The sequence below is a fragment of the Bacillus sp. FJAT-27225 genome (genome assembly GCF_001685025.1).
Classification (GTDB): domain Bacteria; phylum Bacillota; class Bacilli; order Bacillales; family Cytobacillaceae; genus Bacillus_D.
The window spans coordinates 361,596-374,604 of the sequence record NZ_MAYU01000021.1 but is presented as its reverse complement, the minus strand read 5'-3'; the positions used below and the strand labels follow the sequence as shown (position 1 = coordinate 374,604).

Here is a 13,009-nt window from a genome sequence, read left to right as displayed (position 1 = left end):
AAGAAAACTACTCCCAAGGAGGAATTAAATGTGACTCAGGCCAAATTACAATCAGAAGCTCTGATCGCTTTGCAGGATAAAATACAATTGATTAAAACAGGCGAAGGCGCCATTTATCTGGTAGGGCCAATCAGGCTGCCAGTTAATTTATACGGTGAAACAGTTGTCTTTCAATGGTACTGCTGGCTGAATTGTGATGAAGTGACCGAGGACTTCCAGCGGATTATTGATAAGCTTTCAAACGTAAATCTTGCGGAGCTGCAGCAATCCAGTGTGCTCGTCTACGGTGACTTCCAATTTGGGGATGACGCGATTATCCGGATGCATTCAATTTGCCATACTGGAGATATTTTTGGCAGCAAGCGTTGTGATTGCGGCTTCCAGTTGAAGCAGTCGATGAAAATGATTGTCGAGCACGGAACAGGTGCACTTTTTTACCTGGCAAACCATGAAGGGCGCGGTATTGGCCTTTTCAGCAAGGCAATGGCATACATTCTTCAGGAACAAGGCTATGATACTGTAGAGGCAAATGAAAAGCTCGGGTTCGTTGACGATGCACGGAACTATGATGATGCGATTACCGTACTGAAGGCACTCCGTTCCAAGCCGGTTACCTTGATGACGAATAATCCAAGGAAGCTTGAAGCACTTAAAGAATCAGGTTTGCCAGTAAGTGGACGAAAGCCGCTTTGGGGCGACGTTTCCGAATATAACAAGAAATATTTGCAAACCAAAATCAATCGGTCCGGACACTTAAAGGAAGATGAACAAGGGGAAGTCACAAATGACTAATCATGAATTTTACATGGATTTGGCTCTGCAGAATGCCCGGGCAATGAAAGGGCAGACAGACCCAAATCCTCTTGTGGGCTCGGTAATTGTAAATGGCAATCGGATTGTCGGGGTTGGAACCCACCTTAAAGCAGGCGAGTCGCATGCCGAGATTCATGCACTCAGAATGGCTGGCGACAAGGCAAAAGGCGGAACCATTTATGTAACGCTTGAGCCTTGTTCGCACCATGGGCGTACGGGTCCGTGTGCAGAAGCAATTGTCGAGGCTGGCCTAAATACGGTTGTTATTGCAACGCTAGACCCGAATCCGGTTGTTGCAGGCAATGGAGTCAGGATATTAAAGGATGCAGGGATAGAAGTCGTAATAGGCATTCGTGAGGAAGAGTCAAGAACGATGAACGAAGTTTTCAATAAGTTTATTGTTAAGAAAAAACCGTTTGTTACGATGAAGGCAGGAATCACTCTTGATGGGAAAATTGCCAGCCATACATCCGACAGCAAATGGATTACGTCGGCAGATGCAAGGCGCGATGTCCATCACCTCCGCAGTGAAAATATGGCCATTCTTGTGGGTGCAAATACTGTTATTGAGGATGATCCAGAGCTGACAGCACGGATTCCGAATGGACGTAATCCAATCCGAATTGTCCTTGATTCGTCATTGAAAATTCCGGCCGAATCCAAGGTTGTTACCGATGGCCTTGCCCCTACCTGGATTTTTACAAGCCAGACATATGATAAAGATAAAGCAGATTTGCTCTCCGGCCGAGGAATTGAGATTTTCCAGACGGAGGGAAAGCAAAGAGTCAACATTCAGGATGTGATGACCATCCTTGGTGAAAAACTTGTTTCTTCTGTTCTGATTGAAGGTGGAGGGACAGTCAATGGCAGCTTCCTTGAACAGAAACTAATTGATAAAGTCGTCCTTTATGTTGCCTCGAAGCTGATTGGCGGCAAGAATGCCCCAACTTTTCTTGAAGGGACAGGCATTGATAAAATGAAAGATGCGGTTGAACTGACGGAAACCAGCATTACACAGGTTGGCAAAGATTTTAAGTTTGTCGGCTATCCTGTCTATCCGGAAGGTGAAAGCTAGATGAGGCTGGGATTTGACATTGATGACACATTAATTAGCTTGAGGGAACACGCTTTTGGCATCTATAATAAAAAGTTCAATAAGCAAGTCCCTCTTGAAGAGTTTCATAAGCTGAACCGGGTTGAAATACATGAACCTTTTGGCTTGACGGATGATGAAGGCAGACAAGCCTGGCTATCTTCACTTGAGGAGATTTACTTTACCAACTGTCCCCCTTACCCGGGTGCGGTTGAAGCGGTAAATAAGCTTGCTGATCAGGGACATGAAATTTTTTACATAACTTCCAGGCCACAGGGGCACCGGGAACGCACAATAGAGTGGATGAAGAAGAATGGGTTTCCAGTAGAAGACAGCCGATTCTTTTATGGAATGCAGGATACGGAGAAGATCAATATTATCCGGGAATTGAAACTGGATTACTATTTTGACGACAAGCCGGATGTTCTGAATACTTTGCTTGAAGAGGAAGGGCTTAAGGTCTTTATCAAGGACCAGTCCTATAACAAGCATCTGGACTTGCCAAGGGTTTTAGACTGGTCTGAACTTGATGAGATTCTGGAAAAAAGCAAAACCAATAAGTGATTACTTACAGCTGCACAAAAACGTGCGGCTGTTTTTTTGGTTATTAAGAAACTATGGCTGCCATTTATCTTTGATGTCAACGTCTGAATCCTTAAAGGAAGGCAGTCAGATTCCCATTTTGTACACCGATGACAGAGGGGCTTGAAGAGTATTTGGCTTTTAAAGGGTGTTTCCATTCAATTGGTAGTGTTTACGTATTGGCGAAGCGTGTCTGAATTGTGAATAAGGGCGATATATTGTTTGTTCAGGGTGAAATAATTGCGATAGAGGGATAAAAAACATTCATTCAGGGCGATAAGTTGTTAAAGCGGGCGGTAAAAGTTCGGGTAATTGAGTACTGAACCAAGCTCTTAATAGTTTCGTTACTCCACGCCCTTTTATTAGTTAGCGGCAGTAGGAAGAGACTGTCTATTAGTAGAATTCGTCACTGATTGAAGTTTCACTTTATTGTTGGATATTTGTAAAAAATTCCACAAAAATGATTCTAATTATTGGGAAAATTGGTATAGTTAAGGTGCGTGTAAAAAGAGAGAGGTGGTACGATGGAACTATTGTCAGTCTCTGAGTTAAGGAAATCGTTTAGGGAGTTAGAAGCAGTAAAGGGGGTCTCTTTTTCGGTCAAAAAGGGAGAAGCATTTGGTCTCCTCGGACCGAATGGTGCAGGCAAGTCGACGACGATCAACATGATTACTGGATTATTTCCCCCTACTTCTGGAGCTATTACAATAGCCGGAATCGACATGGTGAGGGAGCCCAAAAAGGCACAGGGGCTGATTGGGATTGTTCCTCAGGATATCGCTCTCTATCAGGAAATGAGTGCAAAAGAGAACTTGAAATTCTGGGGGCGGATGTATGACCTAACCGGACGGATGCTAGAGGAGAGGGTTACTGAGGTTCTAGAATTGATTGGATTATCCGATCGGGCAAAGGACAAGGTTTCAACTTTTTCTGGCGGAATGAAGAGAAGGGTAAATATCGGGGCGGCTATCTTGCATAGGCCACACTTGCTTATTATGGATGAACCGACCGTTGGAATCGATCCCCAGTCTCGCACACATATCCTTGAAACAGTCAAAAAGCTGAACCAGGACGGAATGACCGTCATCTATACGAGCCATTACATGGAGGAAGTTGAGTTTCTCTGTACACGGATTGGCATCATGGATCATGGGAAGCTGATTGCATGCGGAACAATACCAGAGCTTAGGGAATCAATTGGGGACAGATCAAGAATGGTGTTTGATGTAAACGGAGAGTTTGAACAGCCTGCCGGTTTTCTAAATGGAATCCCATGGCAGGACATCAACTTGGAGGGCAATAAGCTGACTGTTTTCCATAAAGAACCCCAAACCGTATTGAGCTCGCTCGTTCAAACAATAACTGACCGGGGTGCAGGGATTTCATCGGTCGAAATTGTTGAACCCAATCTCGAAAGCGTCTTCCTGCATTTAACGGGAAGAAGCCTGCGGGACTAGGAGGGATTCACATGAGCTACTTTTGGCTGGCGGCAAAGGATCTTTTGCTGATTGGCAGGGACCGAAAGGCACTGCTTACCCTTGTATTGATGCCTATGATCCTCATCGGAATTCTCGGCGCTGCATTTGGCGGTTTGATGGGAGAAGACGAAGCGGCTATCGAGCAGTTTACGTTGGGCATCGCTAATCTTGATGAAGGTGAGCTAGGCGATACACTGGCAACGGATGTTTTTTCAAAAGGTCTGCCTGATTTAGTAAAAGTAAAGGTGGTTGACGAAGACAAGTTACATAGGCAGTTGAGAAATCAGGACATTTCAATTGGCCTTTTTATTGGTAAGGATTTTTCGAAATCGGTACTTGCGGGTGATGAAACGACTGTGAAAATTGTATCGATCCCTTCAGCAGGGCTGCAGCCGATTATTGTTGAGAATGTAGTCCAGCAGTTCGCGAGACAAGCCGCAGTCCAAGTATCGGGAATGAAGCTTGCGATTGAAACAGCTGCCAAGGCTGGAAGACAGATTGACCCTAAGGTGGCTTCCTGGAATTCAATGGACGCCGATTCTTCACCTTTACTTAAGGAACGGGCAGTTGGTGAAGACGAAAAAACAGTTAGTTCTTTTCAGTATTATGCTGCTGGAATGGGCGTTATGTTCCTGCTGATGACAGTGGTAATTGGTGTGGGAATGATGATTCAGGAAAAAGAGCAGGAAGTGTATAAGCGGCTGCTGGTTTCTAGATTAACGTATCGGAACTATCTCGTGGGGAAAATGGCCGGTCTGCTAGTTTTGGCATCCGTCCAGCTTTTCATCATAGTACTGGGAACACGGCTAGTATTTGGAGTTGATTGGGGAACTTCCATCCTCGGCCTTCTTATCATTGGGTTGGGCTTTGTATTCAGTGCATGCGGGCTCGGGGTTCTCGTTGGTTCACTCATGGAAACAGGAAAGTCTTTCGACGTGGCAGGCAGCCTTGCAACGCAAATCATGGCAGCAGTCGGAGGCAGTATGGTCCCGCTTTACCTTTTCCCGGATTGGGTTAACTCCATTACGAGAATATTGCCCAATGCGCTTGCGCTGCAATCATTTCTTGAATTGATGGGTGGTGCCGGTACAGGCGATGTACTCATGGAGGCTGTGGCCCTGTTCGGACTGGGGATCGTGTTTCTGGCACTGGGCTGGATTCGTTTGTCTGCGGAGAGGAGGGTCAAGTATGCGTAGAGTGTGGGCAATCGCTTTCCTCCATGTGAAGGAAATGTTCCGGACGCCATCGGCTTGGGTGGTTATGTTTGTGATGCCGCTTCTTTTCAGCCTTATTTTTGGGGGCATGGCTTCAAACAGCGACCGAAGCAAACCTGTTGTAGCAGTTGCTGGCGGTGGGGCCCCTTTAACCGGCCAGGCGGTAAAGCTGTTAACTGGTAATGACCAATACAAATGGAAACAGGTGTCGGAAAAGGACGCAATGTCATTGGTAAAAGAGCAGGAAGCAATTGCTGCAATTCTTATTCCTGATGGAATTGAAGAGAGAATCGGTGGAACAGAACCGTTATTCGAAATCATTGTCCAGCGGGAAACACGGGAATATACCGGTTTGTACCCATATCTGGAGGGAACAGCAAGAACATTGGCAAGCACAGGCAGTATGGCAGCGAGTATCAGTGAAGAAGCATGGCCAGTTCTACTGAATGAGGTTGCTGGCCAAGAAGCTATGAAGATCGAAAAGGAAATCATTCAAAAGGAAGGTAAATTTAGTGCCGATATCAGCTTACTTTCGATCGGTTTTACCTTAATGTTCATGATGTTCGGTATATCGTCAGCAGCCTCAGCAATCCTCGAAGAAAGGGCAGGAGGTACATGGCCAAGGCTAATGACAACACCTGCAACAAGAGGCCAAGTCGTTGCCGGTTATGTAATGTCTTATTTCCTGATGGGCTGGATTCAGCTTAGTGTCTTAATGTCAGCAATTTCATTGATATATGGCGGGAAGTGGGGGAACCTTGTTTGGTTCATCCTTTATGCATCACTGGTCATATTGACGATTGTTGGTTTTGGACTGATGATTGCAGGAATTGTGAAAACAAAACAGCAGGCAGGCGCTGTGAGTGCGGTGCTGATTGTCAGTACATCCATGCTTGGAGGCCTATACTGGCCCCTTGAAATCGTTCCTGATATCATGAAGCTGATTGCCAAATTTGTGCCACAGAGCTGGATGATGTCAGGCATCCGTGAAATTGTCGGCGGCAGTCTGCATGCAGGTACTATTTGGACTTCAGTCGCTGCATTGGTTGGTTTTTCAATACTGTTCTATACTTTGGGATTGCGCAAGATTAGGTACTAAACCTCAAAGGTATAATTTGCCTAGATGGGATAAGACGTTTTATTTTGTTTTTATTTCCGAAAGAGATATAATCAAACTAATTTCATATAATAATCCTTCGGGGCAGGGTGAAATTCCCTACCGGCGGTGATGAAGCTGAAGCTTCCAAGCCCGTGACCCGGTTGCCGATTGGCAAACGGTGGACCTGGTGCAATTCCAGGGCCGACAGTATAGTCTGGATGGGAGAAGGATTGGTGGTACCGAAAAAGGGCGGGTCTGTCCTTTTGTTTGTCATGCTTTTTTTGAAAAAACATGATGTGTGGTATCTTATTTAACCATGACTTTATCCAGCCCCAAAGCAGTATGCTTTGGGGTTTTTCCGTGTAAATATATTGTTGCTGTAAGAATTGGAAATGCTTATAAGGATAGAAAAAAGGAGTAAAGCGATGTTCACTGGAATCATTGAAGAAATCGGCACGATTTCTAGTATCACTTCAACAGCCAAATCCTCGGTTCTTTCAATATCAGCCAGTAAGGTGTTGGAGGATGTCCATCTAGGTGACAGCATTTCAGTCAACGGTGTTTGCCTGACAGTCACTTCCTTTTCAAAATCAAATTTTACTGTGGATGTTATGCCTGAAACTGTAAAAGCTTCCACCATTCATTTGCTTAAAAAGGGGTCCAAAGTCAATTTGGAACGGGCGATGGCAGCCGGGGGCAGATTCGGAGGACATTTTGTCAGCGGCCACATTGATGGGACTGGGACAATCAAAAGCAAAAAAAGGCTTGAAAATGCTGTTTATTATGAAATAGAAACGAATCCTGAGGTCAACCATTTTGTGATTTTAAAAGGATCTGTGGCAGTTGATGGGACAAGCCTCACCGTTTTCGGGGTATCAGACCGCACCTTTACAATCTCGCTCATACCTCACACTCTGTCTGAAACCATTCTTTCAGATAAAGGCCCAGGGGATAAGGTTAATATTGAGTGTGATATGTTAGGTAAGTATGTTCATCATATGCTGAACCCGGGACAGCGGGAAGAAAAGAGCAGTTCCCCAACCCTGACTGCGCAGTTCTTAAAGGAAACCGGGTTTATTTAAGGAGGTGGCAACATTGTTCAATACAATAGAAGAAGCATTAAAGGATTTGAAAGCTGGAAAGCCTATCATTGTTTGTGATGATGAGGACAGGGAAAACGAAGGGGATTTTATTTCGCTCGCCGAAAAGGCAACCCCCGAGGTTATTAATTTTATGGCAACCCATGGCCGCGGCCTTATTTGTGTACCAATTGAAAAGGAGCTGGCAAGGAAACTTAATTTGCATCCCATGGTAGAAAATAATACCGATCCGCATGGAACTGCTTTTACAATTAGCATTGACCATAAATTTTCGACTACAGGTATATCCGCATATGAACGTTCGGCTACTGTCATCAGTATGCTTGATCCAAATGCCAAGCCGGACGATTTCAAGAGGCCAGGCCATATTTTCCCTTTGATTGCTCGAGATGGCGGTGTGTTAAAACGGACCGGCCATACCGAGGCAGCTGTCGACCTTGCAAAACTTTGCGGGGCAAAGCCTGCAGGGGTCATTTGCGAAATTATGAACGAAGATGGGACAATGGCCAGAATGCCGCAGCTGTCTAAAGTAGCTGAACGGTTTGATTTAAAAATCATAACAATCAAGGATTTGGTTGCGTTTATAAAGGAAAAGAGCAGCCAAACCAAATTACAGACCAAAACGAATAAATGAAAGTGGAGGAAATAAAAATGAATCGATTGTTTGAAGGAAATTTAGTAGGAACAGGATTAAAAATCGGGATTGTTGCGGGCCGATTTAACGACTTTATTACAGATAAGCTTTTAAGCGGTGCACAAGATGCGCTTAAGCGCCACGGTGTCGATGAGGCTAATATTGATGTGGCGTGGGTTCCCGGTGCTTTTGAAATTCCATTGATTGCCCAAAGGATGGCAAAGTCAAACAAATATGACGCGGTTATTACGGTTGGCGCTGTCATTCGCGGAGCCACACCTCATTTTGATTTTGTCTGCAATGAATTGGCGAAAGGTGTTGCCAGCACTGCACTTGCGACTGGAGTCCCAATTAGCTTTGGCGTTCTTACAGTTGATTCGATTGAGCAAGCCATTGAACGCGCAGGCACAAAAGCAGGGAATAAGGGATGGGAAGCTGCTTCAACAGCGATTGAAATGGCAAACCTAATCCGTAATATTGAGGAATAATATTTTTTATATGAAAAAAGCAATTGCCAAAAGGCAGTTGCTTTTTTCGCTAAGGTATAGTGAAAGTAGTTCGAGCCGACTTTTTTGACCAGTTCAATGAAAAAAGAAATCCGCCCCAATAGGGACGGACCTCTTTAACGTGAGGCTTCATCTTAAGAAACGCTGACAGGAGTCTTTTTATCTAATTGCTTCCCGAGGAAATACGCTAGCTCCAGCATGCCGTACTTTCCGGCCCGGGCTTCGGCATCAGAATTGTAATTGGTGTTTGTATTGATGTCGTACGTATAGATTTCTCCGTCGGAATTGCGGATGAATTCGATTCCGGCAACCGTAATATTATTCGCTGCGAGAACCTTTTCATATTTCTCCAAAATCGGCTCATAAAACCCGTCGACAATTTGAAACTTGGGCTTTTCCTCTATCTGTTCTCCGACAGGACAGAACAGATCGCCAATTTGGCAGGCATCCGCAGGGCAAAGCTGGAAGCCTTCCGAAGTGTCTACACGAACCGCATAGATAAATTTGCCGCCAACAAACTCACAACGTGTGATATAGCTTTCAGGAGACTGAATGTATTCCTGGATAAGCGTGATTCCATCAACTGGCTCCTCGAAGGCTGAGCTATCCACATAGTGGCGGAGTGCTTCAACACTTTGGAAAAGCTGTACCCCCAATCCTTTACCAGCTCGGTTATGCTTCGTGATGAATGGCTTGCTGTTAAAGGCTTCGGCCGCTTTTAAAATTTGAGCCTTGCCGACTGCGGCGATTGTTTTAGGAGTACGTACGCCATGTTTTTCAAGCTCCAAATACTGTTTTACCTTGCTTACTTCCAGCTCAAGGGCGCGGCTGCCGTTAAAAACAGTCCGCCCATGGGCTTCAAGCCAGGCAAGGACCTGTCCGGTCAGTTCAGCTGCGAATCGGTGGTCACGGGTATGGGAAGATGCACTCATCCGGCTGTAAAATATACCTTCTGGCGGCTCAGATGATAGATCGACTGTCCCTTCGTCAAGGTGCCATTCTTCAAATGGAAGACCAAGCTCCTCCAGGCGCCTTCTTAAATGGACTGTCCATTCTTCGTTTTCGTGGATAACATAGATTTTGCTCATTAGATAGCACCTCCAGCAACTAGTTTGCGTTTTTCCTCAACGAGCGGCATTACCTGATTTGCGAACCGTTCCATTTCCTCAAGCTGGGGGGAGAACTGAAGTAAGAGCAATCCAAGGCCAGCTTCTTCATATTGTAAAATACGATCTGCTATCTGGTCGGGGGTTCCGACAAGATTTGGGCGCAAGCCGCGGTTTGAGACGGAATAATCCTGTAGCTGGATTTGTTGTTCAAGCTGTGATTTGCTTGTAAAGTCCTTAAACCCGGCATAGGCGTCCGATTCCTTCACATCCGTGATTCTGGCCAACTCGGCAAATGCTTCTTCTTCCGTATCCCGGCAGATTACATATGCAGCCATTCCAAATTCGGAAAGCTCTTCTTTTCCTGCAGCTGAACGCCGGGATTTCATATCGGCAATCTTGGTGGAGATTTCTTCGACTGTTCCGCCATGCATGACATAGGCATCGCATTTTTCAACAATTGTCTGCTTTCCTTTCGGGCTTTCTCCGCCTGCATAAAGGACAGGATTTGGCCGCTGCACCGGTTTGGGGAATAGCTTTGTATCCTTATGCTGATAGAATCTTCCTTCATAAGTGAAGCTATCCTCACTCCAGAGGCCCTTCAGCACATCGATAAATTCAGTTGTCCTCTCATATCTCTCATCATGTTCGGTAAAAACGCCGCCGTATTGGCGTGCTTCTTCTTCCCACCACGCGGAAACAACATTTAAGGTGAACCGGCCGTTACTAAGCTGGTCGATGTTGGCTGCCATTTTCGCGGTTACGGCAGGATTATGGAACCCAGGCCGGACAGCGGTCATAATTTCAATTTTCTCTGTCACGGCTGCCAAAGCTGCAGCTGTCGTCCAGGCTTCGAGGGAATCCTGTTCAGGCCCTTTAATATCATTCAAATAAAGTTCTGCAACTAGAGTTGTTGAATAGCCCCATTTTTCGGCTGATTGAACAACCCGTTTTGCGTAATCAAAGGTTGCGGGCATATTTTCGTTGTCAACATTTCGAAGCCAACCCCCAAATATAGGTAACCAAAATCCATATTTCATTGCTGTCCATCTCCTTGTCGATACTATGTCTATTAAACCAACCAAATTAGTGGGTTTAAATCCAAAACAAAAACTCTCTTCGCAAAAGAAGAGAGCCGTATTTCGCACTCTCTTCTCATCTTCCAAACCATAAGTTTGCAGGACTTGGCACAGTATCCTCATTGGACCTGTTGCCGAGACATCATCGGGCCTTTCCCTCCGCCTCTCTTGATAAGAAGAAAACGTATTGAGTTTTAGTTTGCTAAAGTGATAATAGTTTATATTTACAGTAAAGTCAATGTATTAAGACTTCTTTTTCTATTTTCTTTGGTCAGGGTAAGAATAATCTATATAGATTGAACCTATTATTTTCTAAATTGGTTTGTTGATTTCCGTTCCACAAAGGGAAGCTTCTTAGAATTTTCATCACAGGGACAGGCGTTCTTTGCCTGTCACGAGGCGCTTCGCGGACCTTAGGGGCGTACGTTGAGCCTGTCTAGCTGCGGCTCCTAGCTCCTCGAGGTCGCTTCGGTCCTTCAGCTGAAGTCAAAGAACGACTTCCGCTTCAGGCCCTGCAGCGCTTGTCGGAGCTGGGCAGTCGCCTTCGCATTTCTTTCTCCTTGTCGAAGAGAGCGACTGTGGGGTCTCACCTGTCCCGCTGTTCCCGCAGGACGTTGAATAAGCTTCCCTGAAAAAGCATGCAGGAGAAAATGCGGTTTTTGCATTTTCGAACGAGCTTCGCGCCTTCCACTTCAAACAACAGGGCTTAAAAAGCAATTTTTTAAGTTCAACGTATATATTAAGATACTTGCCTCACCAACAAAAAGAGGGCTTGTCCAGCCCTCTCGTATATGGTCTATTAAATTCGTTTTGCACCTACATAGCGCGGCTTCCAGTAAGAGTTGCTCAGGTATGCGATTGAAACGCCTTTGGAAGAGGCAGAGTGGATGAACTTGCCGCTTCCGATGTAAATGCCTACGTGTGAAACGCGGCTTACAGAAGAAGTTTTATAGAATACGAGGTCACCCGGCTGAAGGCTGCTGACTTTTGTACCTTTAGTCCACATTTCAGTGGTAGTACGAGGAAGAGTTTTACCGGCTTTACCAAATGAATATTTTACAAGTCCGGAACAATCAAATCCGCTAGTGCTTGTACCGCCCCATTTATAAGGAACTCCAATATTGGATTTAGCAACAGAAATAGCTTTTGTATGATAGTAGGCAGCTTCGCCCATCGTCGGCAGGATAGTAGTCAGCATCGTTGTCATTAGAAGAACGGCCATGAATTTCTTCAACATAGTTGTATACCCCCTGGGTGATTTGATAAACCTACTATACTGGAATCAATTTAACAGAGTCATCACAGAGAGATTACAAGTTTATTACGAGCAAATATGAGAATTCTGAAAATTTAAGCCAATTATTGGATTTAACTGTAATAATTTGGTGGTAAAAATAAGAAAAAACGGCAGTATTACTACCTTTTCGCCAATATTTTTCTATTTTGCCAATTCTAGTTTTGAGCTACTATCTTTATAAAAAATAGGTAAATAATGGTTGGTTAAAAAATGTTCAAATTGTGACATTGTATGATAGTCGTGTAAAAGAGTAAAGAGAATTAAATTTTGTAACTTTGACAAAGGGGCAATCGTCAATAAGGATGGGTATTCAACAGCACTCTTTCCTGAATAGAAAGAAGGGATGGCTTCAAGGACGGGCAAGCTTCTCTACATGCCCGAAAATTAAGGGGTATATAAGATGCGAATAAAAAAAGAGAAAGGCACACTGGACAAAGTGCCTATCAGTATTAATCTTGAAGAATGGATTTGGGAAACGGTTGATCGGATACAGGCCAATCGAACACAATTCTTTAGGGAACTTTTTCTGGAAAAAATGAAAAAAGAACTTTTGCATGCAAAGTTAATTGGTGAAAATGACCAGATGACTGAGGCCTTCGCAGATTATTATCGAATTTTGTGCCAGCAAAAACGGCGCAAGCTTCCAGTGCGTTTGGACCGTTCAAGGGTAAGGAGCAGAAATGCAGGGGAGAACGTGCCTGCCTCTATAAAGAAAAAGCCTGTCAGTCTCAATCTTGAATCATGGATATGGGAATTGATCTCCAACTTGGACCCTAATCGTTCCGCCTACTTTAGAAGACTTTTCCTTGCGAAAGTCAAAAACGACCTTGTTTCTGCGGGAGTAATACGAGGGGATGCGGTTATTGGAAAGATTCATGGAGATCTCTACTGCCAATACTTTGGACCAGGGGATACAAAACCAGAACATGGGAAACTTGGGTGAGTATTTCTTTCCTTTTGTCAATGAATGAGGAGTCCGAAATTTGTCATACGGGCATCCTTTTCCTT

12 protein-coding genes, 1 pseudogene and 2 riboswitches are annotated in these 13,009 nt (G+C 44.7%); of the genes and pseudogenes, 10 read left to right on the top strand and 3 right to left on the bottom strand.

The features are described 5' to 3' along the window. The first annotated feature begins 30 nt into the window (after positions 1 to 30). From A8F94_RS13890 to ribH, 9 genes and pseudogenes are all read left to right on the top strand, one after another. The gene (locus A8F94_RS13890; RefSeq protein ID WP_066201498.1) at positions 31 to 792 is read left to right on the top strand and encodes a GTP cyclohydrolase II; all 762 of its coding nucleotides are present in this window, start codon (positions 31 to 33) and stop codon (positions 790 to 792) included. Continuing rightward, positions 785 to 1,888, top strand: a complete 1,104-nt coding sequence (gene ribD, locus A8F94_RS13885) for a bifunctional diaminohydroxyphosphoribosylaminopyrimidine deaminase/5-amino-6-(5-phosphoribosylamino)uracil reductase RibD (protein WP_066201496.1) — start codon at positions 785 to 787, stop codon at positions 1,886 to 1,888. The genes A8F94_RS13890 and ribD overlap by 8 nt, the downstream gene beginning before the upstream one ends. After that, on the top strand, positions 1,889 to 2,470 hold the full coding sequence (locus A8F94_RS13880; RefSeq protein ID WP_066201493.1) for a 5' nucleotidase, NT5C type: 582 nt from the start codon (positions 1,889 to 1,891) through the stop codon (positions 2,468 to 2,470). It begins immediately after the preceding gene. A 542-nt stretch (positions 2,471 to 3,012) separates the two neighbouring features. Then, positions 3,013 to 3,945, top strand: coding sequence for an ABC transporter ATP-binding protein (locus tag A8F94_RS13875; RefSeq protein ID WP_066201491.1), 933 nt, complete (start codon positions 3,013 to 3,015; stop codon positions 3,943 to 3,945). An 11-nt stretch (positions 3,946 to 3,956) separates the two neighbouring features. Next, positions 3,957 to 5,162, top strand: a complete 1,206-nt coding sequence (locus A8F94_RS13870; RefSeq protein ID WP_066201486.1) for an ABC transporter permease — start codon at positions 3,957 to 3,959, stop codon at positions 5,160 to 5,162. Continuing rightward, on the top strand, positions 5,155 to 6,279 hold the full coding sequence (locus tag A8F94_RS13865; protein WP_066201483.1) for an ABC transporter permease: 1,125 nt from the start codon (positions 5,155 to 5,157) through the stop codon (positions 6,277 to 6,279). The genes A8F94_RS13870 and A8F94_RS13865 overlap by 8 nt, the downstream gene beginning before the upstream one ends. A gap of 89 nt (positions 6,280 to 6,368) precedes the next feature. Then, positions 6,369 to 6,513, top strand: a riboswitch (FMN riboswitch). Positions 6,514 to 6,704: 191 nt separating this feature from the next. After that, positions 6,705 to 7,361 (top strand): riboflavin synthase, encoded by a 657-nt coding sequence (gene ribE, locus A8F94_RS13860; protein WP_066201480.1) that lies wholly within the window; start codon positions 6,705 to 6,707, stop codon positions 7,359 to 7,361. A gap of 13 nt (positions 7,362 to 7,374) precedes the next feature. Further along, positions 7,375 to 8,001, top strand: a pseudogene (gene ribB, locus A8F94_RS13855) (3,4-dihydroxy-2-butanone-4-phosphate synthase); the annotation flags it as partial. A 29-nt stretch (positions 8,002 to 8,030) separates the two neighbouring features. Continuing rightward, on the top strand, positions 8,031 to 8,501 hold the full coding sequence (ribH, locus tag A8F94_RS13850; protein WP_066201478.1) for a 6,7-dimethyl-8-ribityllumazine synthase: 471 nt from the start codon (positions 8,031 to 8,033) through the stop codon (positions 8,499 to 8,501). Positions 8,502 to 8,653: 152 nt separating this feature from the next. On the opposite strand, the gene A8F94_RS13845 is transcribed toward ribH, so the two are convergent. From A8F94_RS13845 to A8F94_RS13835, 3 genes are all read right to left on the bottom strand, one after another. Next, complete coding sequence (locus tag A8F94_RS13845) at positions 8,654 to 9,607, bottom strand: ATP-grasp domain-containing protein (protein WP_066201476.1); 954 nt, start codon at positions 9,605 to 9,607, stop codon at positions 8,654 to 8,656. Next, complete coding sequence (locus tag A8F94_RS13840) at positions 9,607 to 10,665, bottom strand: LLM class flavin-dependent oxidoreductase (RefSeq protein WP_066201473.1); 1,059 nt, start codon at positions 10,663 to 10,665, stop codon at positions 9,607 to 9,609. The genes A8F94_RS13845 and A8F94_RS13840 overlap by 1 nt, the downstream gene beginning before the upstream one ends. Before the next feature lie 112 nt (positions 10,666 to 10,777). Further along, a riboswitch (SAM riboswitch) is annotated at positions 10,778 to 10,882 on the bottom strand. Positions 10,883 to 11,503: 621 nt separating this feature from the next. After that, on the bottom strand, positions 11,504 to 11,941 hold the full coding sequence (locus A8F94_RS13835) for a C40 family peptidase (RefSeq protein ID WP_066201470.1): 438 nt from the start codon (positions 11,939 to 11,941) through the stop codon (positions 11,504 to 11,506). A 460-nt stretch (positions 11,942 to 12,401) separates the two neighbouring features. Between A8F94_RS13835 and A8F94_RS13830 the strand changes: the two genes are divergently transcribed. Beyond that, positions 12,402 to 12,944 (top strand): hypothetical protein, encoded by a 543-nt coding sequence (locus A8F94_RS13830; RefSeq protein WP_066201465.1) that lies wholly within the window; start codon positions 12,402 to 12,404, stop codon positions 12,942 to 12,944. Positions 12,945 to 13,009: the final 65 nt, after the last annotated feature.

Bases quoted from the DNA above. Each gene is read 5' to 3' on its own strand.
- A8F94_RS13865 (WP_066201483.1), top strand. From the start codon at position 5,155: ATGCGTAGAGTGTGGGCAATCGCTTTCCTCCATGTGAAGGAAATGTTC.
- A8F94_RS13835 (WP_066201470.1), bottom strand. From the start codon at position 11,941: ATGTTGAAGAAATTCATGGCCGTTCTTCTAATGACAACGATGCTGACT.
- A8F94_RS13870 (WP_066201486.1), top strand. From the start codon at position 3,957: ATGAGCTACTTTTGGCTGGCGGCAAAGGATCTTTTGCTGATTGGCAGG.
- ribD (WP_066201496.1), top strand. From the start codon at position 785: ATGACTAATCATGAATTTTACATGGATTTGGCTCTGCAGAATGCCCGG.
- A8F94_RS13875 (WP_066201491.1), top strand. From the start codon at position 3,013: ATGGAACTATTGTCAGTCTCTGAGTTAAGGAAATCGTTTAGGGAGTTA.
- ribE (WP_066201480.1), top strand. From the start codon at position 6,705: ATGTTCACTGGAATCATTGAAGAAATCGGCACGATTTCTAGTATCACT.
- A8F94_RS13880 (WP_066201493.1), top strand. From the start codon at position 1,889: ATGAGGCTGGGATTTGACATTGATGACACATTAATTAGCTTGAGGGAA.
- A8F94_RS13845 (WP_066201476.1), bottom strand. From the start codon at position 9,607: ATGAGCAAAATCTATGTTATCCACGAAAACGAAGAATGGACAGTCCAT.
- A8F94_RS13830 (WP_066201465.1), top strand. From the start codon at position 12,402: ATGCGAATAAAAAAAGAGAAAGGCACACTGGACAAAGTGCCTATCAGT.
- ribH (WP_066201478.1), top strand. From the start codon at position 8,031: ATGAATCGATTGTTTGAAGGAAATTTAGTAGGAACAGGATTAAAAATC.
- A8F94_RS13840 (WP_066201473.1), bottom strand. From the start codon at position 10,665: ATGAAATATGGATTTTGGTTACCTATATTTGGGGGTTGGCTTCGAAAT.